The sequence below is a fragment of the Paenibacillus sp. FSL H8-0315 genome (genome assembly GCF_038005365.1).
GTDB classification, from domain to species: Bacteria; Bacillota; Bacilli; order Paenibacillales; family Paenibacillaceae; genus Paenibacillus_AQ; species Paenibacillus_AQ odorifer.
In genome coordinates, this window is record NZ_JBBOTA010000001.1 from 3,303,784 (window position 1) to 3,323,420 (window position 19,637).

The 19,637-nt window shown below is 42.4% G+C and carries 22 protein-coding genes and 1 tRNA gene; 7 read left to right on the forward strand and 16 right to left on the reverse strand.

Annotation, left to right across the window (positions count from 1 at the left end; all coding sequences use genetic code 11):
* The first annotated feature begins 156 nt into the window (after positions 1 to 156).
* Positions 157 to 354, forward strand: coding sequence for a YjzC family protein (locus tag MHB56_RS14360; RefSeq protein WP_036677774.1), 198 nt, complete (start codon positions 157 to 159; stop codon positions 352 to 354).
* 367 nt (positions 355 to 721) lie between these two features.
* On the opposite strand, the gene MHB56_RS14365 is transcribed toward MHB56_RS14360, so the two are convergent.
* The 4 genes from MHB56_RS14365 to MHB56_RS14380 form a co-directional block, all read right to left on the reverse strand.
* Positions 722 to 812: transfer RNA gene (locus MHB56_RS14365), tRNA-Ser, on the reverse strand.
* Positions 813 to 855: 43 nt separating this feature from the next.
* Positions 856 to 1,068 carry a DUF951 domain-containing protein gene (locus MHB56_RS14370; protein WP_036677772.1) on the reverse strand — a complete coding sequence of 71 codons (213 nt, stop codon included), beginning with the start codon at positions 1,066 to 1,068 and terminating at the stop codon, positions 856 to 858.
* Positions 1,068 to 2,111: a mechanosensitive ion channel family protein gene (locus MHB56_RS14375; RefSeq protein ID WP_076181708.1), complete on the reverse strand. Its 1,044-nt coding sequence runs from the start codon at positions 2,109 to 2,111 to the stop codon at positions 1,068 to 1,070. The genes MHB56_RS14370 and MHB56_RS14375 overlap by 1 nt, the downstream gene beginning before the upstream one ends.
* Before the next feature lie 21 nt (positions 2,112 to 2,132).
* Positions 2,133 to 2,378 carry a DUF3343 domain-containing protein gene (locus MHB56_RS14380; RefSeq protein ID WP_076124321.1) on the reverse strand — a complete coding sequence of 82 codons (246 nt, stop codon included), beginning with the start codon at positions 2,376 to 2,378 and terminating at the stop codon, positions 2,133 to 2,135.
* Between the two features lie 119 nt (positions 2,379 to 2,497).
* Here MHB56_RS14380 and yyaC point away from each other — a divergent pair, with 119 nt between their 5' ends.
* Complete coding sequence (gene yyaC / locus MHB56_RS14385; protein WP_036677770.1) at positions 2,498 to 3,106, forward strand: spore protease YyaC; 609 nt, start codon at positions 2,498 to 2,500, stop codon at positions 3,104 to 3,106.
* Here yyaC and MHB56_RS14390 read toward each other — a convergent pair.
* The 12 genes from MHB56_RS14390 to rpmH form a co-directional block, all read right to left on the reverse strand.
* Positions 3,078 to 3,578, reverse strand: coding sequence for a DUF4446 family protein (locus MHB56_RS14390; protein ID WP_036677768.1), 501 nt, complete (start codon positions 3,576 to 3,578; stop codon positions 3,078 to 3,080). The genes yyaC and MHB56_RS14390 overlap by 29 nt on opposite strands.
* Positions 3,579 to 3,614: 36 nt before the next feature.
* Positions 3,615 to 4,760 carry an aminotransferase class V-fold PLP-dependent enzyme gene (locus MHB56_RS14395; protein ID WP_341143699.1) on the reverse strand — a complete coding sequence of 382 codons (1,146 nt, stop codon included), beginning with the start codon at positions 4,758 to 4,760 and terminating at the stop codon, positions 3,615 to 3,617.
* Positions 4,761 to 4,957: 197 nt separating this feature from the next.
* Positions 4,958 to 5,800: a ParB/RepB/Spo0J family partition protein gene (locus MHB56_RS14400; RefSeq protein WP_036677764.1), complete on the reverse strand. Its 843-nt coding sequence runs from the start codon at positions 5,798 to 5,800 to the stop codon at positions 4,958 to 4,960.
* Positions 5,793 to 6,554, reverse strand: a complete 762-nt coding sequence (locus MHB56_RS14405) for a ParA family protein (protein WP_036677762.1) — start codon at positions 6,552 to 6,554, stop codon at positions 5,793 to 5,795. Before MHB56_RS14405 ends, MHB56_RS14400 begins: the two co-directional genes overlap by 8 nt.
* 178 nt (positions 6,555 to 6,732) lie before the next feature.
* Positions 6,733 to 7,548 (reverse strand): nucleoid occlusion protein, encoded by an 816-nt coding sequence (noc, locus tag MHB56_RS14410; protein ID WP_036677760.1) that lies wholly within the window; start codon positions 7,546 to 7,548, stop codon positions 6,733 to 6,735.
* Between the two features lie 413 nt (positions 7,549 to 7,961).
* Positions 7,962 to 8,687, reverse strand: coding sequence for a 16S rRNA (guanine(527)-N(7))-methyltransferase RsmG (rsmG, locus tag MHB56_RS14415; protein WP_076218353.1), 726 nt, complete (start codon positions 8,685 to 8,687; stop codon positions 7,962 to 7,964).
* Positions 8,688 to 8,690: 3 nt separating this feature from the next.
* On the reverse strand, positions 8,691 to 10,577 hold the full coding sequence (gene mnmG, locus MHB56_RS14420) for a tRNA uridine-5-carboxymethylaminomethyl(34) synthesis enzyme MnmG (RefSeq protein ID WP_036677754.1): 1,887 nt from the start codon (positions 10,575 to 10,577) through the stop codon (positions 8,691 to 8,693).
* 39 nt (positions 10,578 to 10,616) lie between these two features.
* Positions 10,617 to 11,993 (reverse strand): tRNA uridine-5-carboxymethylaminomethyl(34) synthesis GTPase MnmE, encoded by a 1,377-nt coding sequence (gene mnmE / locus MHB56_RS14425; protein ID WP_341143700.1) that lies wholly within the window; start codon positions 11,991 to 11,993, stop codon positions 10,617 to 10,619.
* A 109-nt stretch (positions 11,994 to 12,102) separates the two neighbouring features.
* Positions 12,103 to 12,837 carry an RNA-binding cell elongation regulator Jag/EloR gene (jag, locus tag MHB56_RS14430; protein ID WP_036677749.1) on the reverse strand — a complete coding sequence of 245 codons (735 nt, stop codon included), beginning with the start codon at positions 12,835 to 12,837 and terminating at the stop codon, positions 12,103 to 12,105.
* A complete protein-coding gene (locus tag MHB56_RS14435) occupies positions 12,834 to 13,703 on the reverse strand; it encodes a YidC/Oxa1 family membrane protein insertase (RefSeq protein ID WP_036677747.1) in 870 nt (289 codons plus the stop codon). The genes jag and MHB56_RS14435 overlap by 4 nt, the downstream gene beginning before the upstream one ends.
* A gap of 86 nt (positions 13,704 to 13,789) precedes the next feature.
* Positions 13,790 to 14,140 carry a ribonuclease P protein component gene (rnpA, locus tag MHB56_RS14440; protein WP_036677842.1) on the reverse strand — a complete coding sequence of 117 codons (351 nt, stop codon included), beginning with the start codon at positions 14,138 to 14,140 and terminating at the stop codon, positions 13,790 to 13,792.
* A gap of 289 nt (positions 14,141 to 14,429) precedes the next feature.
* The gene (gene rpmH, locus MHB56_RS14445) at positions 14,430 to 14,564 is read right to left on the reverse strand and encodes a 50S ribosomal protein L34 (protein ID WP_036677745.1); all 135 of its coding nucleotides are present in this window, start codon (positions 14,562 to 14,564) and stop codon (positions 14,430 to 14,432) included.
* Positions 14,565 to 15,239: 675 nt separating this feature from the next.
* Between rpmH and dnaA the strand changes: the two genes are divergently transcribed.
* From dnaA to remB, 5 genes are all read left to right on the forward strand, one after another.
* Positions 15,240 to 16,586, forward strand: a complete 1,347-nt coding sequence (gene dnaA, locus MHB56_RS14450) for a chromosomal replication initiator protein DnaA (protein WP_036677741.1) — start codon at positions 15,240 to 15,242, stop codon at positions 16,584 to 16,586.
* A 197-nt stretch (positions 16,587 to 16,783) separates the two neighbouring features.
* A complete protein-coding gene (gene dnaN / locus MHB56_RS14455) occupies positions 16,784 to 17,926 on the forward strand; it encodes a DNA polymerase III subunit beta (RefSeq protein ID WP_036677739.1) in 1,143 nt (380 codons plus the stop codon).
* Between the two features lie 48 nt (positions 17,927 to 17,974).
* Entirely contained in the window at positions 17,975 to 18,202 is a 228-nt protein-coding gene (yaaA, locus tag MHB56_RS14460) for a S4 domain-containing protein YaaA (protein WP_036677736.1), read from the forward strand.
* A 23-nt stretch (positions 18,203 to 18,225) separates the two neighbouring features.
* Positions 18,226 to 19,344 (forward strand): DNA replication/repair protein RecF, encoded by a 1,119-nt coding sequence (gene recF, locus MHB56_RS14465; protein ID WP_036677733.1) that lies wholly within the window; start codon positions 18,226 to 18,228, stop codon positions 19,342 to 19,344.
* A 17-nt stretch (positions 19,345 to 19,361) separates the two neighbouring features.
* A complete protein-coding gene (gene remB, locus MHB56_RS14470; RefSeq protein ID WP_036677731.1) occupies positions 19,362 to 19,610 on the forward strand; it encodes an extracellular matrix regulator RemB in 249 nt (82 codons plus the stop codon).
* The last annotated feature ends 27 nt before the right edge of the window (positions 19,611 to 19,637 follow it).

The following is a 19,637-nucleotide window of genomic DNA, read 5'->3' on the forward strand; positions in this document are numbered from 1 at the left end:
ACATAGACTCGCACCTGATTAATATACCAAAACGAGCAGCAGAGTGCAAGCAATATTAATACCGGACAACCCTCCACCCTCTTTTTACATGAAAAAAACCCTACCTGCGCACAATAATCAGTGAATTCATCTGCACTTAAGGAAGGAGCGATAATGATGGGCGAAAAGACAGAATATGAAAAAGGCGACAAAGCCCCCAATCCAGGCATGTATACAGAGGTAGGTGAAGCGCGAAGCTTCCACACCGAAATTCAGAATCCACAGCATATTAAAATGGAAAAAGGAGACACCTTCCCCGAGACCAGTAACAAAAATCGGAAGTGGAAAAAGGTTGAAAAAGCACGTGTACATTAAATAAAAATAAATGTGTATAAAAAAAACGACATTACACATACTATACTCAGGCAGTACAAAAGAGAGGTGTGGTTCCGTTGGCCGTCGTAGACGAACACAATCACAGGATATCTGATTCAGCATCTATTGTTAGCTGGGAATAGTAGTGGGTTATTGTCTAAAAAGCAGTAACCTCAGCAACGCCTAAATCACTTTAGTCGCTATATACAGAGAAATTCCAACATCATTGATGTACTGCCTCTTGAAGAAGGACCCGAAAGGGCCCTTCTTTTTGCATGTTATGATCTTTTGCAAACAGCTCAGTGGACACAAAAAAACCTCCGTTACAGGAACGAAGGATTCATTAAAATGTTATATTATGCTGAAGTGGCGGAGAGGGTGGGATTCGAACCCACGCACGCTGTGACACGCCTAACTGATTTCGAGTCAGCCCCCTTGGGCCTCTTGGGTACCTCTCCGCAGCAAAAATAATTGTATCATGCAGACATGCCATTTGCAAGCTTAATTATTGTCTGTATTTCCCTCTGCTGAACGCAGTACCTTCTTCATATTCTTCTCGAATTTCGCCCGGGGAATCAGAACACTATGCTGACATCCTGTACACTTAATGCGGATATCCATCCCCATACGAATGATCTCCATCTCATTAGAACCGCAAGGGTGCTGTTTCTTCATCTGTACAATATCTCCAAGCTGAAAAACTTTACGTTCCACTACCCTTCCCCCTTTTTCCCCTCTTGTGTAGCTGCGATTTGGCGTCTTGATCCAGTGTCAGGCGTATCCGATACTTCCTGCTCATTTTCTGCTTTTGCCAGTTCAATTTCAGCCTTTGCTTCTTCTTCTTCTGCCTTCAAACGCGCTTCCTCTTCGGCTTGAGCAGCTTGGGCCTGCTCTAGACTGCTTAGTTTCTCTAGTGCCTGCTTAATATCATTCTGAATCTGTCTCTCCGCAACCTCTTTTGCATTAGGTAAACAGCTAGCCGCTATGCGAATTACATATTCCGAAGTACTCATGGACTGTATACCGAGCACATTAGGATAAGCAAGAACATTAGAGTTACGCTCTTCTATTCCTTTTAGCGCTTCTCCAATCAAACCTAGCGTGGCCTCCAAGCTCCGCTCCATTTTTACAGGAACATCAACTACAGCCAATGCATTCGAGAGAGAATAATTGGTCACGTTCGTGATTAATCCATTCGGGATAATAAATACTTCTCCAGTTGTGCTTAACAGTCTGGTTGTTCGCAGTCCAATTAATTCTACCGTTCCTTTATAGGTCCCCGTTTGAATTACATCACCCACTGCAAATTGATCCTCTAAAATAATAAAGAAACCTGTAATAACATCCTTCACCAAACTTTGTGCCCCAAAACCCACTGCTAAACCAAGCACACCCGCTCCAGCCAACAATGGTGCCAAATCGAAGTGGAACTCAGAAAGCACGAGCATGATCATCACAAAATTACAGATAACTGTCACTACATTTTTCATCAATTCCCCAACCGTAGTAAACCTTCGTGTGTTGGACAGAAGTCTGCCACCGGTTTTACGCTCAAGCGAACGATCAATAATATTAGAAACAATTTTAATAATAACCCGGGTTAAGAGAAAAATAACAAGAATCCGTAGACCCGCAAATAATACATCCGCCCACATATCAGCATCGGTAAACCAATTCCACACCTTATCTTTAAAGCGAATGGCATCTTTTAATGTATCCGCACCGGGTGTATCAGCCTCCAGTATCCACATATTCATCGCATGTACTCCTCCCTACCCCTAAATCAGTATGTAGTTCTCGTTGTGTTTTCCGTAGATGCCGCGTATTTCTATTTCTTGCTCAACTATAATTCTTTTTACCTCTTCCAGCGCATTTTGAAAAAACTGAATTGAAATTGCACAGCCTGCGGTGATCTCCTTCGGAGTTGGAAATATATCAATTTCTATTTCAGCATACTCAAGCAGCATTTCAGCACGAAGCGCCTGCTGGGTGGAGTCAAACGCTATTAACATCTCATCCTGCATATACGTCAAGCCTCTCCATAGGTTTATCGTCCTATCTCTTGCTGCTGGAGTATAAAACCCCTCTTCTATCCATATACTAGATACCAACAAATAGAATCACCCTTAGAAAGGAAGATGGTATGAACTCCTCATCCAAGGCTACAGCAGCGCAAGAAACGTCCTGTTTAAAAATATCACATACAGATCCCGATATCTATTCCGCAATTACTCATCGGCTACTTTTTCACTTTTCACGCACGCGTCCAGAGACTCAAATTATCGTCATCTGTGTAGGCACTGATCGCTCCACCGGAGATTCTCTCGGTCCTCTTGTTGGTACTGCATTATCCCGTTTTCATAGTCCATTGTTTCATTTATACGGTACCCTTGAAGAACCGGTTCATGCCGTCAATCTTGAAGAGACTTTGTCTCTAATTAATGAAAAATATAATAACCCGTTTGTCATCGGAATAGATGCCTGCTTAGGTCACTCTACTAGTGTTGGCTGCATCCAAGTCGTTGAAGGTCCCCTCAGACCAGGGGCTGGCGTAAATAAACAATTGCCGCCGGTTGGAGATATCCATTTGACTGGAATCGTTAATGTCGGCGGCTTTATGGAGTATTTCGTATTGCAGAATACACGGCTAAGTCTAGTCATGCGATTATCTGATATTATCGCTACAAGTCTATATTCTGCTCTAAAACAATGGAACCTGCATGCTACTTCTGCTGCAACGCGAGAGTTATAACTTCTTTTTCTTCAGGCGATAAGGCATATTGTGATTCCCCATTTTGCATAGGCTTGGAGTAAATATATGAGTTCTCACGATTATGAAGGCTGGTTAATACAATGCCACTGCTATTGTCATCCAGAATAGCCACCGAGAAGCTCAAATCATTACCACGTTCACCGAAGGCATTATAACGCTTCAGAGCGATATTTGACTTCATGCCGCGGATTTTGACTTGGGTAGCTTCTATCAACGCTTTTTGCTCACGTTGTTCTTCTTCCAGCATGTCGCTTTGGTTCTTCAGATCAACCAGAAGGCCTTCCAGATCCTCCACACCGCTTCCTGCCATCATGGCCTCATATTTGCGCCGTATAGTCCGCAGCTTAGCTCCCTGGGCGATTACAGTCACTATCAATACTAGCATAATTACTACGAAACCAAACACAAACCACTGCAACTGTTCATTAATTAATTGATTCATTTCAGACATGAATGGACCATCCTTTTTATTTATCTGCTGCGGGCATCAGCCATATAACTCATCCATAGCAGCTAGCATTCTGCTTATATTATGCTCTGTTGTATCTACGCCTACACTCGCCCGAACAGCACCACTTTCTAGTGTATCAACAGCCTTATGTGCCAGTGGGGTACAATGCATACCCGCTCTGACGGCTATTTTATACTCACGATCTAGACGGTGGGCTATATTCGCCGATTCTTCCCCATCCACTACAAACGACACAATTCCAGTTCTCGGAGCCCCTAATGTGGGCCCTAACAGTTTAATGTTTGGAATATGGGACAAGCCCTCCATCAGCAGTTGAGTCAGCTTCCACTCTCTTTCGTGGATAACGTTTGTCCCTATCGATTTTACCTTTTGAACACCAGCTAGTAAACCAGCAATTCCTACCGCATTTTGCGTTCCCGCTTCATACCGATCTGGGCGAACAGAGGGTTGTTCACTATTCTCAGATTGACTGCCTGTCCCTCCATGCATTAAGGGCTCGAGATCCAATTCAGGTGATATATAGAGCCCACCAGTCCCTTGTGGTCCAAGCAATCCTTTATGCCCAGGAAAAGCTAATAAGTCAATATTCATCTTTTTCACATCAATATCAAGCGAGCCTGCACTTTGAGCAGCATCCACTAGAAATATAGCACCCTTTGCTTTAGCTAGATCCCCGATTTCACCAATGGGAAGTATACTACCTAATAAGTTGGAGCTATGATTACAAATTACCATTTTAGTGTTTGGTCGAAACGCCTTGTCCAATTCGTTCAAATCCAATTGCCCTGCTCGATCCACCTTCAGATAATCAACACTTATCCCTAGTGACTTACGTAAATATTCCAAAGGTCTCCGCACAGAATTGTGTTCAGTCATTGTAGAGATTACATGATCCCCTGCTTTGAGCGTACCTCTAATCGCCATATTTAATGCCATCGTAGTGTTTTGGGTAAACGCTATGTCTTGCGCATTAGAAACCCCAAACAACTCCGCCAGCAAACTCCGGGCTCTCACCAACACCCGTCCGCTTCCCATGGCCAGCGAATAATTCCCTCTGCCAGCATTTGCTCCCGACTGCAAAGCATTCATCATCGCAGCTGCCACCTCTGGAGGTTTAGGCCAGGACGTAGCCGCATGATCCAAATATACGAAGTCTTCCATAACCCCGCTCCTCGTCTCATACTCTTTTTCATTAAGAAGAAACAACGTTGTCGCCCTTTATTGATAATAACCTTATCTGTAGAAAATATAAGGATAATATTCAGCTGCACTTTATACATCCTTATATTTTGAAAAAACATACCCCTACTCATCCGATTACGGATAGCTCAGGATATGTTCTTGGCATAGATACCCATTTAGTTACCCAATAATTCTAACAATCTTTCTAAGTCCTGCGCACTGTAGTAATTCAGTTCAATCTTCCCTTTTTCCTTACCTTGTTTTATCTTAACCGTTGTTTTAAACCGTTCACGTAATACTTCCTCTACATTATCAATATAGGGATCACGTTTAACAACTTTAATCTTTGTACCGTTCGTTGGCTTTCGATCCAGATTTTTCACTGTTTCTTCAAGCTCTCTTACGCTCCATTGCTGTTCCACGCATTGTTCAGCCAATTGTTTAATAACTTCCGGATCTTTCAGGGCAACAATAGCTCGTGCATGTCCCATAGACATTGTTCCACGTGAAACATATTCTTTTACTTCTTCCGGTAAAGTAAGCAATCTTAGGAAGTTAGCGATGTGTGATCTGGACTTTCCAACTTTAAGTGATAGCTCTTCTTGTGTGAGTGAAAATTGATCCATCAAACCTTGATAAGCAACTGCGATTTCCATTGCATTTAAATTTTCACGTTGCAAGTTCTCAATCAGGGCGATCTCCATGACCTGTTGATCACTTAGATTTCTTACGACTGCTGGAATCGTAGGTTTACCACAATATTGCGATGCCCGGAATCTGCGTTCACCGGCAATGATTTCGTACCCCTTCAAAACACTCCGTACAATGATCGGTTGAATCACGCCATGTTGTCTGATGGACTCAGCCAATTCCTGGATTGCTTCTTCATTGAAATCCTTGCGTGGTTGATAAGGGTTAGCCCGTAATTGGGCTAATGGGATTTCTACTACCTTATCATCTTCATTAATAGATAAAGAAGGAATCAGAGCATCCAGACCTTTTCCTAAACGTTTACTCATAAGAAATCACTTCCTTTGCCAACTCTAAATACACTTCTGCTCCCTTTGAGCGAGGATCATAAGTAATAATGGATTGTCCATGAGACGGTGCCTCACTTAAGCGGACATTCCGAGGAATGATAGTTCTGTAAACTTTTTCCTGAAAATACTTTTTAACCTCTTCGATGACTTGGATCCCTAGATTCGTACGGGCATCCAACATGGTTAATAGTACTCCCTCTATTTTTAAATGCGGATTAAGATTTTTTTGTACTAGACGCACGGTGTTTAAAAGCTGACTCAACCCTTCGAGCGCATAATATTCACATTGAATCGGAATGATTACCGAATCAGCAGCTGTAAGGGAATTGATGGTCAAAATCCCAAGGGATGGAGGACAATCAATGATGATGTAGTCATAATTATTTTTAACCGCATTTAGGGCTTTTTTCAATTTCAACTCTCTGGAAATCGTTGATACTAATTCGATCTCCGCCCCTGCTAATTGAATGGTCGCCGGGATGATGTGCAGTCCTTCATTTTGAGTTTCAAGTATCGTTTCTAGAGGATTTACTTCATTAATGAGAATGTCATATATACAATTCGCTACGTCCGCCTTGTTGATGCCAACGCCGCTGGTAGTGTTACCTTGAGGATCGATATCAACTAGAAGCACTCTTTTTCCTAATGTAGCCATACCGGCACCTAGGTTCACAGAGGATGTTGTTTTACCGACACCGCCTTTTTGATTTGCTATGGCAATAATCTTGGACACTAATTTCACCTCGAATAGTTAGGAAGAATCTTCTCGTAGATCGCAAGTACAAACGGCCAAACTATGTTACTTTATATAGGCTAAAACTCTAAAATGCAGGACTGAGCAATACATCCTGGTTTAAGTCACACAAAAGGCGGCCAATCACTTTAAGGCCGCCTTCAGCTTTTGAAACAATTTATCTTTTGGGGATCTGGATTACAATCTCGTAATGGTCACCACGGTCATTTTCTGACGTTTTGATTTCCATACCTGAGCCTGACACCATATCAATAGATTGACGAATTGTATTAAGAGCTAGACGAACATCCTTGGTATAGGAGACCCGTTTTGACTTTTTAGTTTGCGAAACTTGTTTATAGAAAGCAATACGAGCTTCCGTCTGTTTAACATTTAATCCTTTTGCAATAATCTCTGCCAAAACTTTTAATTGCATTTCCACACTATCCAGTGATAAGAGTGAACGCGCATGTCTTTCGGAAATCTGACGTTCCATCAACGCTGTCTTAACCTCTTCAGGTAAGTGGAGTAAACGAATCTTATTCGCAATAGTCGACTGACTCTTGCCTAAGCGTTGTGCTAAGCTTTCTTGTGTTAATTGATGAAGATCAATTAACTTCTGATAAGCGACAGCTTCTTCTATGGAGGTCAAACCTTCACGCTGTAGATTTTCTATGAGCGCAATAGATGCTGCCTGAGAATCATTGAACTCACGGACAATAGCAGGGATCGTCTCTAAACCAAGCTTTTTAACTGCCCGCCAGCGCCGTTCACCTGCGATGATCTCATATATGGAATCTCGCATACGTACAACAATAGGCTGAATGACACCATGAGTTTTAATTGTCTGACATAACTCATCAATTTTGTCATCATCGAATATAGTCCGTGGTTGGTAAGGACTGCTAACGACCTCATGAACTGGTATTTGTTTGATTTCTTCTCCGCTGCTCCGCTCGTTAAACCCAAATAGCTTGGTAAATTGTTCTTTCATTCCGTTCATAACCACCTAATTTCGTTATAGTACGATCTTCTTGACTTTCTTCACGGAAAGCATATCGTACAGCAATCTAAACATTCTGATATTATGGAATTACCTGTAATGAACAGGCATCATAATCTCTCCTTCTTTCGAACAAGAGTACAGAGAAGGAGTTATATACAAAATTAAAGTCTACTATGCTATTCTATCACTTTTCTCCACATAATCATATTCTCCGTAAAGACCTATTTTTCCTGCATTTTTACAGGTGCAACAACCAAATCAGCTTATAAATCTAATTTTTATCTAATTTGATATTTATCGATTTTTGTTATCATCATCTTCATAAAAAAAGAGCATTCCCTTTGTTCAAAGAGAATGCTCCTAAAGGAACTTTGAGTATCGGCAATGTTTCACGTGAAACATTATTTTATCAATGGCATTTTGGCAGGAATTCCCGCTTTTCTTGGGTATTTAGCTGGTGTTGCTCCTGTCTTCCGGATCATAACAATATGTCGATCCGACTCCTCCACTGGTAAGCTGAACGACTCCACTTTGCTGAGTTCAGCACGAAGCTCTTTTAAGCTGTACTTAGCTTCGCTTAATTCCTCTGAAGGATCGCTGCCCTTCATTGCAGCGAACACCCCATCTTTGCGTGTGAAGGGAAGACAAAATTCATTCAATAAAGACAGTCTTGCTACCGCACGTGCTGTAACCAAATCATAGGCATCACGATGAGTGAACTTGCGCGCGACATCCTCTGCCCGCCCATGGATCAATTGTACATCAGTTAATCCCAATGTCGTACTTACATGCTGCAGAAATGAAATTCGTTTATTGAGCGAATCAACAATCGTTAGCTTCAAATGAGGAAAACATATTTTAAGTGGGATTCCTGGAAACCCAGCTCCTGAACCGATATCTGCGAGATTGGTGATCTCGTTAATATCAAGGAAAAAAGCTAATGAAATAGAATCATAGAAATGCTTCGTATATACCTGCTCTCGCTCAGTTATACCCGTGAGATTCATTTTTTCATTCCAGGTTACGAGTTCCTTATAATACAGATCAAATTGTGCTAACTGTTCTGCTGTAAGGGATATGCCTCGTTCCTGTAATAGTTGTGTGAATTGAACTTCCGTATTATCCATAGCTTATCCTTTCGCCGCGGTTACCCGGTTGTAATGCTCAAGATATACAAGAAGAATGGAAATATCAGCAGGTGTAACTCCCGCAATCCGAGAAGCCTGCCCGATAGAGATCGGGTGAATCTTAGTCAGCTTCTGCCGCGCTTCCATCGCTAATCCATGGATTTCATTATAATTAATGTCATCTGGAATTTTTTTCTTCTCCATCTTTTGCAGGCGCTCCACATGTTGAAGTTGTTTTTCTATATATCCGGCATATTTAATTTGGATTTCTACTTGCTCCTTCATTTCTGCATCCAGCATCTCTGGTGATGGTGATACTTGATCAACAAAACTATATACAAGCTCTGGGCGCCGCATCAGAACAAGCAAATTACTGCCATCAACAATAGGTGCCGATTCATATTGCGCTAGTACTTGGTTTACATCAACAGGTTTAACCTTTGTTTCTTGCAGACGAACAATTTCACGCTCCACCCGTTCTTTCTTATCTGTGAAGTTATCAAAACGTTCCTGTGTGATCAAACCAATGTCGTAACCGATAGGTGTAAGTCTTAGATCTGCATTGTCATGGCGAAGCAACAAACGATATTCTGCACGTGAAGTAAGCAGACGGTAAGGTTCATTCGTTCCCTTAGTCACGAGATCATCAATGAGTACACCAATGTATCCCTGTGAACGATCTAGGATTACGGGTTCTTTGTCTTGCACTTTGCGTGCTGCATTAATTCCAGCCATAACCCCTTGGCCTGCTGCTTCCTCATAACCGGAAGTGCCATTGATTTGTCCAGCAGTGAACAGACCTGGAAGACGTTTAGTTTCAAGAGATGGCCATAGCTGTGTAGGAACCATTGCATCATATTCAATAGCATAGCCGTTACGCATCATCTCTACCTTTTCCATACCGGGGATGGAACGTAAGATAGCTAGCTGCACATCCTCAGGAAGACTAGTGGACAGACCTTGTACATAGTATTCCGATGTATTTTTTCCCTCTGGCTCTAAAAAGATCTGATGCTTAGATTTATCACTGAATCTTACGACCTTATCTTCTATAGAAGGGCAATAACGTGGGCCAGTTCCTTCGATAATACCTGTGAACATCGGCGCACGATGAAGGTTATCATTAATAATCTGATGAGTAACCTCAGAGGTATACGTTAACCAACAAGGAAGCTGTTCGTTATCGGATGATTTCGTTTCGAACGAAAAGAATTTCGGTTCATCGTCCCCTGGTTGAATTTCTGTCTTAGAGAAATCGATCGTATCACGATGTACACGTGGTGGAGTACCTGTTTTAAAACGCACCAATTCAAACCCAAGCTCCCGCAAGTTCTCAGAAAGCTTCACAGATGGCTGTTGATTGTTAGGTCCACTTTCATATGTTAGCTCACCCATAATCACTTTACCACGCAGGTAAGTACCTGTTGTCAGGATAACAGTCTTACTATGGTACTCAGTGCCAGTCTTCGTAACTACACCTACACAACGTCCATCCTCAACGATTAAACGCTCAACCATCCCTTGACGAAGTGTCAAATTAGGCGTTTTCTCCATAGTTTCCTTCATTGTATGTTGATAAAGGAATTTATCAGCTTGTGCACGTAAAGCATGTACTGCTGGTCCTTTACCTGTATTCAGCATACGCAGTTGAATGAATGTCTTATCTATATTGCGGCCCATTTCTCCGCCAAGCGCATCAATTTCACGCACTACATGTCCTTTGGCAGGTCCGCCTATGGACGGATTGCAGGGCATGAATGCAACCATATCCAGGTTAATTGTGATCATTAACGTACTGCAACCCATCCGGGCTGCAGCCAGTGCTGCTTCACAGCCAGCATGACCAGCGCCAATGACGATAACGTCATAGTTGCCTCCATCATAACTCATGTCCTGTTTCCCCCTTGAAATTATATTAAATCGTGAATCTTATTTTCCTAAACAAAATTGTGAGAATATTTGGTCTAACAAAGAGTCAGCTGCAGTATCGCCAATTATTTCCCCAAGCTGTTCCCATGCGAGCCGTACATCGATTTGAATCATATCAATCGGTATATACTGTTCTGCAGCATCGTATGCGTCTTGAAGTGATTTATAGGCTTTTTTGAGCAGGGCTATATGTCTCACATTACTCACATATGTCAAGTCACCCGATTCCAGCTTTCCACCAAAAAAGAGTGTCGAAATGGCATCTTCAAGTTTGTCTAGACCTTCCTCTTCCAGAACGGACATCGGTACAATGTTAGACTCTTCAAAAAATGAGAGCAACTTATCCTTATCCAGTTTGGGCGGTAAGTCCATTTTATTCATGATTACTAGGCACTGTCTACCGTGGATTTGTTCCATCAATGCCAATTCATCCTCATGCAGCTCTTCATTAGCATTCAGCACAAGTAGAATCAGGTCGGCGTCACTAACTGCCGCTTTGGAGCGCTCCACCCCAATTTTCTCAACAACATCCATCGTTTCACGAATTCCCGCTGTATCGAGCAGCTTAAGCGGTATATTATTTATCGTTATAAATTCTTCTATTACATCACGTGTTGTTCCTGGAATATCTGTTACAATCGCTTTGTTATCACGCGCTAATGCGTTTAGCAATGATGATTTACCAACGTTCGGACGTCCGACAATAGCTGTCGTAATCCCTTCACGAAGTATTTTTCCTTCATTAGATGTCTTAAGCAGCTTTGTTATTCCCTCCATAACCTCACTGCTTTTATCTTTAATAAATTCAGCTGTCATGGATTCAACATCATGTTCTGGATAATCTATATTCACTTCAATATGAGCCAGCATCTCAATAAGTGTATGGCGTAAAGCATGAATTCGATCCGATAAGGATCCGCTAACCTGTTTTAAAGCTACAGAAAAAGCCCGGTCAGACTTAGAGCGAATCAAATCAATAACAGCCTCAGCCTGCGATAAATCGATACGTCCGCCCAAGAAAGCACGCTTGGTGAACTCCCCCGGCTCGGCTAACCTTATCTCCTGCTGCAGAAGTAAATCCATCACTCTTCTTACAGAAATTACACCGCCATGAGCACTGATCTCTACTACATCCTCTGTCGTAAAAGAACGTGGTTCTTTCATAACGGTTACCAACACTTCTTCCATCTTCTCTCCGTTATCAGGACTGACGATATGTCCGTAATGAACGGTATGCGATTCCGCTTCAGTTAATGGAACTCGGCTACGAAATAATGGTGCCACTTGGGAAATAGCCTGTGGGCCACTTACCCGAATAATAGCAATTCCTCCCTCGCCTAATGCCGTCGATACGGCAGCAATGGTGTCACTAAGCATGCTGTTTTTCACCCCAAAACTTATATTTTTTGAATAGAAACGTTCTTTTATTTTTAAAAAAACAATGACCCCTTACATTGGTCAAGGAGTCATTGCATCCATATAGTCTTTACTTCAAGGTTATAACGACGCGGCGATTTGGCTCTTCGCCTTTACTGAGGGTACTCACTTGCCGGTGATCCTGTAACCTGGAGTGGATAATCTTGCGCTCCTGAGGAGACATTGGCTCCAATACAACCTCTTTACGAGTGCGAATTACACGTCCGGCTAAACGATCAGCCAGCTCTTCAAGCGTTTTTTTACGGCGCTCACGGAAGTTCTCTGCATCTAACACAAGCCGTATAAAACTGTCGGAATAACGGTTAGCTACAATATTAGCCAAATACTGTAGAGCATCGAGAGTTTGTCCTCTTCTGCCAATTAACAGTCCCAAATCTGGACCGGAAATTTGCAGAATCGTGGATTCCTTGGTGTGGACGATTTCTACCTCCACTTCGAGCCCCATGCTCTTAGCGACATCCACAATGAAATGAACGGCTTCTTGGTAAGCTTCCTCCACCGGTTGTCCGGAATCTTGGCGTGGCACACCGCCGATGGCCTCCTGTTTGCTCTCTCTTGCTGACTGTTGAGGCAGTGACGGAGCACTCGCCGCTGATGCCGGTGCGGCTTCGGCTATCAAGGTTAGTTCAACCTTGGCACCTTTCGCACCGATCAATCCCAGGAATCCTCTTGATGGCTGCTCAAGTACGTTGACCGTTACCCGGTCCTTTTGAACTCCAAGCTGGGTTAGTCCCCGTTCTACAGCTTCTTCAATGGTTTTCCCTGTTGCGACGACTTTGCTCATTTTGACTTTTTGGCTCCCTTCGATGACTTGTTGCCGCCTTTGCTCTTCGGAGCAGGACTGGAGTCATCTGTACTTTTTACAGCACTTGCGATTGCCAATTTGTGTTTATCGTTGTTGCGGTATAAGAAGTAGTTCTGAATAATAGTGTAAAGGTTACTGTACACCCAGTATAATGGCAAGGCTGCAGGGAAGTTGTACGACATCACGAAGATCAGAACTGGATAGATCATCATCATGAACTGCATTGGCCCTTGTTGTTGCACTGGGTTCATTTTGGTCATCATTCTAGTTTGAATAAATGTTGTTAATGCTGCTAGTACTGGCAAGATAAACAGATGATCCGGTTTACCAAGCTCCAGCCACAAGAAGGTATGCTCCCGTAGATGTGGATTATAGTAGATCGAGTTGTAGAGAGCGATAAAGATAGGCATTTGTACGATCAGCGGTAAACAACCCGCCATTGGGTTAACCTTATTTTCTTGGAACAAACGCATTGTTTCTTGCTGCACCTTTTCAGGTGTGTCTTTATATTTTTTCTGGATCTTTTGGAGTTCCGGTTGAATGGCTTGCATTGCACGCGAGCTCTTCACCTGTTTAATAGTAAGCGGAAGAATCAACGTGCGGACAATAATAACCATCACAAGTACGGCTAAACCATATTCTCCGTTAAACCAATCTGCAAACTTGTCCAAGGCAATGGCGAAATAATACACTACATTACTTTGCCAGAAGCCTCCATTCTTCAAATCCTCCGTAGTGTGCGTGACAGCAGTCGACGGAGCGCATCCCGACAGAACAGCTAACGACAACACCATTACCGTGATGAGGAGAAACCATTTTCCTCGTCTAGTCTTCATTAGAGACACTTCAAAACCCCTCTCTTAAACATTCCATTCCACCGTAAATCATACCATAATTATGAATACAAATAAACAAGCCTCTTAAGCACCCTTTATTTGCGGGAAGCCTTGAGTAGCTTGGCTTTACGAAGCACATGCAGCACACTTTTTTCGAGCTCTGCATACTCCATGGAAAGCGCTCCTTTTCTTACGATAAACACCATGTCTAAGCCACCTGCAATCTCAGGTTCATGGTGACGGACGATTTCCTTAACTAATCTTCTCATACGGTTACGGACAACCGCGTTTCCGACCTTTTTGCTAACAGACACACCTACTCTAAATCGCTCTACCTCTTTTTTGCCAAACCAATACACTACAAATTGATGATTCGCAAATGACTTCCCATGGCGGTATACACGACTGAAGTCGGCACGGTTTCGTAAACGTAACTTTTTGTGCACGGGAATCTCCTTCATAAAAATCCGGTTTAAGTGTCCCTCCGAATTTTTTCTTCTAATAGTATAGGCATTTGCAAGCAGCCATAAACGACTACATTTGCTGTGCTGAAATTAAGCTTCTATATATAGTAGGAAAAATAATTTCAACTTCTCACAAAATATTTCTCAATATACGTTAAATAGCCCCGCAAAGTGTAGCTAGCGCATTAAGCGAGATCCTAGACTTTTGCAGAGCAATAATAATAAAAAGCAGTAAAAAAAGACCACCGCAGTGGTCCCTTAGTGGCCTAACTTACGCACTCAAAACTTTTCTGCCTTTCAAGCGGCGAGCTGCCAGCACTTTACGGCCGTTTTTCGTGCTCATTCTTTTACGGAAACCGTGAACCTTACTACGTTTGCTCACATTTGGTCTAAATGTCGGTCTCATAATTGCACCTCCCTTACAGGAACTTAATTACTGTCATATAAGCAGAAACGGACTAAGCCGTCCTTATAGTAGGGACAGTATCTACAAGAATTATCATTTTTATATATCGAGACATATCCTTACAGAAAACACCTTTATATATTTAAACATATTTTATGAGCAAAAGTCAACCTAGTAACCGGCTTGTTCCTCCCCCTCAAGCTCAGGTGTTTATCCACAACTCTCCCCAGGAAAAAAGTAATCCACAAGATATGACAGTTATCCACCTGTGATCAAAAAATAAAGTCGACTACTCACAGTTGAGCACAACCTGTGTATAAAATTATCGAACCTTTGGCGTAAAGTGTCGAACCGTAAACAAATTATCAACAATATGTAGTGGTGTTCCTAATAATTGTACACAAGTGCTTGAATTTGTGGATAAAATAGCCCTGCTCATTGAAAAACAAGGGGCGTTTTGCTATGATGGTATTACTTTTGAATGTGAATAGATTTGTTTGTTCTCTTAATTATCAACAAGCTGTGGATAAAGTTGTGAACAAATCAAATTTATCCATATTTTTTTGTCTCTTCATATTGCCTACTGGGGATAAATATCAGCACCAACCTATTTTCTTCGACATTTCCACTTCATGGCTGATGCCACATTTGGAAGATTTAAAGGAGTGACAGTCTGTGGACAGCCATACTTCCGAATTATGGCAGCAAATTTTATCGATTATTCAAACCAAATTAAGCAAGCCGAGCTTTGATACCTGGTTTAAGGCTACTAAAGCGATAACCTTCAACTCCCAGGTTCTCATTATCTCGGCACCTACAACGTTTGCAGTAGAATGGCTGGAAAGTCGTTACACCAAACTGGTAGGAGCAACCGTCTACGAAGTCACAGGGAAACAAGTGGATGTAAAATTCGTGATTGAAGAAAGCAAGCCGCCTGAGCTTGTGGTTCAACAATCCGCTCCGACTCCCGTAGTATCAAGAGAAGAAGCACAAACGCATCTGCTCAATCCAAAGTACACTTTTGACACCTTTGTAATCGGCTCTGGGAACCGCTTTGCGCATGCAGCCTCACTGGCAGTGGCCGAAGCACCAGCCAAAGCATACAATCCCTTGTTTTTATACGGTGGTGTAGGTCTGGGCAAAACCCATTTGATGCACGCAATTGGGCACTATGTCCTGGAACATAACCCAAATAACAAGGTAATTTACATCTCGTCTGAGAAATTCACGAATGAATTTATCAATTCGATCCGTGATAACCGCGGTGAAAGCTTCCGTAACAAGTATCGTAATGTTGACATTTTGCTTATCGACGACATTCAATTCCTCGCTGGAAAAGAGTCTACACAGGAGGAGTTTTTCCATACTTTCAATGCGCTCCACGAAGAACGCAAGCAAATTATCATCTCCAGCGACCGACCACCAAAGGAAATTCCCACACTGGAAGAACGGCTGCGTTCCCGGTTCGAATGGGGCTTGATTACGGATATTCAACCACCAGATCTGGAGACCCGGATTGCGATTTTACGCAAAAAGGCTAAGGCAGAGAACCTTGATATCCCTAATGAGGCCATGATGTATATTGCCAACCAGATTGACACCAATATTCGTGAGCTTGAGGGTGCATTAATCCGGGTAGTTGCTTATTCTTCGCTTACCAACCAGGATGTAACCACTCATTTGGCAGCTGAAGCGCTCAAGGATATTATTCCTTCCAGTCGTCCCAAGATGATCACCATCGCTGATATTCAGCAAAAAGTCGGAGAATACTACAATTTGCGCCTTGAAGACTTCAAAGCACGCAAAAGAACCAAAGCCGTAGCGTTTCCACGTCAAATCGCAATGTATCTATCCCGTGAACTAACGGATTATTCGCTGCCTAAGATTGGTGAGGCTTTCGGAGGACGTGACCATACAACCGTAATTCATGCGCACGATAAAATTACACAGGCATTAAAGGTCGATCAGGAGTTGTACAAAGTGGTAAATAATCTTGCGGAGAAAATTAAAAATCCTTCCTAAGAGGAACAAAGAGCCTATACACAATCTATACACATGTGGGTAGGCTTAATTTTATGCTGTTTGGTGGGGTTATCCACATATTCGTCGCCCCTACTACTAATACTATTAAATAACTATAATAATTCATCATGTAAAGACGTGTAATTAACAGACTCAAATCCATCGAAATTCCCAATTTTTCAGCTAGGAGTGAAATCATGAAAATAAGCATTCTTAAAAATGAGCTCAACGAATCCATTCAACACGTATCCAAAGCTATATCCAGCAGAACAACAATCCCTATTTTGACCGGTATTAAACTGGAAGTTAGCCATCAAGGCGTCACATTAACTGCAAGTGATACCGATATTTCTATTCAATCGTTTATTCCAGCAGAGAATGACAGCCACACCATCGTGAAGATAGATCAGCCAGGAAGTGTTGTCCTTCCCGCTAAATTTTTCGTCGAGATTATTAAGAAGCTGCCCTCCAAAGAAATCCACATGGAAGTAAAAGAAGGATTCCAAACGTACATTTCTTCCGGATCCACTGAGATTCAGATGGTAGGTTTAGACCCTGAAGAATTCCCAGTGTTACCGAGCATTGAAGAGAATGACACGATCTCTCTACCAGGTGATTTGCTGAAAAATATGATTAAACAAACAGCCTTTTCTATTTCTACCCAAGAGACAACTCCGATATTAACGGGTATACTATGGAATCTGAGCGACAATGAGTTTAAGTTTACAGCGACTGACCGTCACCGCTTGGCAACAAGAGCTGCTAAACTTGAAGGCACGGAAAATGTCAATTTCGGAAATATTGTTATTGCCGGTAAAACCCTTAATGAGCTCAGCAAAATTATCCCTGACCAAAATATGCTGGTTGATATTGTCGTTGCGGATAATCAAGTACTCTTCAAAATCGACAAAGTACTGTTTTATTCACGGATCCTAGATGGGATTTATCCTGATACTTCTAGAATTATTCCAACAACCTACAAAACAGAACTAACTTTAGATACAAAAAAATTAAGCGAATCGATTGATCGTGCTTATTTGCTGTCCCGGGAAGAAAAAACAAATATTGTTCGTATGCAGACGCTTGATCAAGGCGGTATTGAAATTTCTTCAAGCTCATCAGAGCTGGGTAAGGTTCGCGAGGAACTTGAAGTCATTGATTTCAAAGGTGAACCTCTCAAAATATCTTTCAACTCGAAATATATGCTTGATGTATTAAAGGTCATAGAGAGTGAGCAGCTCGTTATTGCATTTACAGGGATGATGAGTCCGATCATTTTGAAACCACTTGACCAAACCAATAGCTTGTATATCATTTTGCCTTACCGTACAACAAATTAATGCCAACATTCATGAACATGTGGATAAGTGGCTGAAAGGATAAAAACCATGAAAAAAATACTTATCCACAGTGGATACATTAAGCTGGACCAATTTCTGAAACTCGCAGATTGTGTATCCACAGGTGGAATGGCCAAAGCTTTATTGCAGGAAGGTCACGTATTGGTCAACGGAGAGGTAGAGGAACGGCGCGGCAGAAAACTTTATCCGGGTGACAAAATCGAAGTGCAGGATAACGGTACCTTTGAGGTTGAAGGCGGAGGAGTAAAAGAGTAGTACGCTAGGGGAGGAACCATTTCGTGTTTGTTAAAAATATCGGTCTGCAGCATTATCGGAATTACGGGCTGCTGCGTCTGGAGAGCCTGGGCGATGTGAATCTGATTCTGGGTCAGAACGCCCAAGGCAAAACAAACCTCATGGAGGCATTGTTCGTCCTGGCGATGACCAAAAGCCACCGCACCTCTAAGGACCGCGAACTTATCTCCTTCGATGCCCCCGGAGATGCAGCTCAGATCGTTGCCGAGGTGGAACGCAAGTATGGCGATCTCAAGCTGGAGCTCACCCTATCTGCCAAAGGTAAAAAAGCCAAGATCAATGGTTTGGAGCAGCGGCGCCTTAGTGAGTTTGTTGGATCTCTGAATGTGGTCATGTTTGCACCGGAAGATTTAGAGATTGTAAAAGGGACCCCTGGTATCAGACGGCGTTTTCTTGATATGGAGATCGGCCAAGTCCAGCCTAGTTATCTATTTCACCTACAGCAGTATCAAAAAATTCTCTTGCAAAGAGGTAATCTCTTAAAGCAATTATGGGGAAAAGAGGCTGCAGGGAAAGAGCTTCTGGAAATCTGGGATGCTCAACTTGTAGAGCATGGTGTTAAAATCGTCAAAAAAAGGAAACAATTCATAAAGAAGCTGCAAATATGGGCTGAAAGCATTCACCGGGGGATTACGAACGGCGGAGAAGAACTGAAATTGCTCTATGTCCCCTCTTTCGGCGATCGGGATGAGGAAGATGAAGCTGTCTTATTAGACAATTTTATGTTAAAGTTATCACAAACGAGAGAACAAGAAATCAGGCGCGGCATGACGCTGACGGGTCCCCATCGGGATGACCTGTCCTTTTTTATCAACGGAAGGGAAGCTCAGGTCTACGGTTCTCAAGGACAGCAGCGTACCACGGCTTTATCGCTTAAGCTGGCGGAAATCGAGCTGATCCATGAGGAAATCGGAGAATATCCTGTGCTGCTTCTTGATGATGTTTTATCCGAGCTTGATCCTTACCGCCAGACCCAGCTTATTGAAACCTTTCAAAGCAAGGTACAGACATTCATTACCGCTACCGGAATTGAGGGTCTGAATGCCGATAAATTAAAGGGCGCCAGCCTATTTCATGTTCATGATGGAAAAGTTGAGTTATAAAAGAGCGGAGGACGATCATGTATATTCATTTGGGCGGGGAGAAGATCATTAGGTCTTCGGAGTTAATTGCTATATTTGATATTTCGATTGAGAAATCTTCCAAGGTATCTAAGCAATTCGTTATTCACTCTGAGCAGGATAAGAAGCTTGAGCGGATTGGCGAAGAGGAAGCAAAATCTATTGTCGTAACTAAAAATATCGTGTATTACTCCCCCATTTCCTCCTCCACTCTTAAAAAAAGAGCCAAAATTTTGCTCGAAATATAACTTGCATTGGGTAACAAAGAGATAATC